This is a genomic window from Clostridium muellerianum (assembly GCF_012926525.1).
Lineage (GTDB): Bacteria > Bacillota > Clostridia > Clostridiales > Clostridiaceae > Clostridium_AM > Clostridium_AM muellerianum.
In genome coordinates this window covers 1-1,478 of record NZ_JABBNI010000055.1, presented here as the reverse complement: position 1 = coordinate 1,478, position 1,478 = coordinate 1, and the positions used below count along the sequence as shown (strand labels likewise).

At 30.4% G+C, this 1,478-nt stretch carries 1 protein-coding gene; it reads right to left on the bottom strand.

What is annotated here, in order from left to right; genetic code table 11:
- Positions 1-98 precede the first annotated feature (98 nt).
- Positions 99-1,262 (bottom strand): transposase, encoded by a 1,164-nt coding sequence (locus tag HBE96_RS19560; RefSeq protein ID WP_243186999.1) that lies wholly within the window; start codon positions 1,260-1,262, stop codon positions 99-101.
- Positions 1,263-1,478: the final 216 nt, after the last annotated feature.

Sequence of the window (1,478 nt, the reverse complement as noted above, 5' to 3'; positions counted from 1 at the left end):
ATAATATACAAATGTTAAAAATGGTAACACTAAAAATAGTTAAAATTTGATTTCTAGTTTTGGATTAATTTGTATTGATTGAAAGTAAATTTTCAACCTCAGATATTAAAAGTCATTTGTATATATTTAGGACTACAAAGTACGTCAGCAATTAGCCTTGCTAGTTTTGTTATCGGTGGAATATTTACACTAATTCCTTCAGAAGTCCTTTTAACAAAGCCTTTTATAGTTCCAATACTTTTGACTAAAACTCTTACCCCTACATTTTCAAGTTCTGTTCTATGGAGAACTGTAGATTTAAACCAACTTATGAGATTATGTGTTATAAATACTAGCCATAAAAATCCGTAAATTCCGTAAAATTTTGAAGTTCTTAGGTTTTTTATATGGTATACATTCTTTGCCATTTTAAAGAACGCCTCTATGGTTTGACGTTTGTTATAAAAATGAAATATCTCTACTGCGTTCATATCCTTACTGTTTATATTGGTTATTAGTAGTGAATATTTTAGTTTTCCTTTTGAAGATAACGTCTGAACTATAATGTTTCTGACTCCATTGTTTTCCGGAAGTTCATAAACCCAAGCCGCCTTATCGGCCTGAGTGTATTCTGAGTAATGTATATCTTTCGCAATATTTTTAGCACTTACTGTGGAATATGCTTTGGTAACGAATTTTAATTTAGGAACTGAAAGTAGCTTTTCAACGTTATCAGATGAACCAAAGCCACTATCAGTTCTTAAGATTAAGTTACCATTATGAAGTTGATCTTTATATTTAGACAATATAGCCTTTAGTAAATCATCATAGTGGTCAGTGCAATGGGTATTTCCAGAATCTAAAAACATTGCTACTGTCTCAGAATATTCACCAGTAAAGGCGGCAGCCAATTGATATCCTCTTTGATTTTTTTTCTTAGCAAAGTAGCCTTTTTCAGCTAGTTCAAAGGTTTTACCATTAGCAATTAAACCTGTTTGATCACAGTCTACGACTACTTTTGTATGAGAGTGAACTGAGTTACTGTGTTCCATAAAAAGATGATGATGAATATCTTGCAATTGATTTATGCTGTTAGAATCAAACCGTCTAATTAGTTCATTAATCTGTGATTGGTCTGGGGCTGTATCCATACCAAACATATTTAGTGCAAGTTTTTCTACACCAAGCTTTTCATTGATATCTTTAGTAGTCTCACAACCAATCACTATAGACATCATAATAGTAATGAGTTTTTGATATACAGAATATTTCACTTTCTTCATCTTAAGATTAAAAGTCTCAAATGGTTTGAAAATATTAAATTTAAAACCAAATTGCATTACTGAAATTAGCCAAATGGAAGTACTTTCTTCTTTACAGTTATTTTGAGTAAAGGTAAAATTATTCATAGGATAATACCTGCCTTTCTTAATTTTTCTCTGCAAAGAAAATTATACTTCAAGGCTTGGTATTATCCATTATTTATTTTTTGGAAACTA

Bases quoted from the DNA above. Each gene is read 5' to 3' on its own strand.
- HBE96_RS19560 (WP_243186999.1), bottom strand. From the start codon at position 1,262: ATGAAGAAAGTGAAATATTCTGTATATCAAAAACTCATTACTATTATG.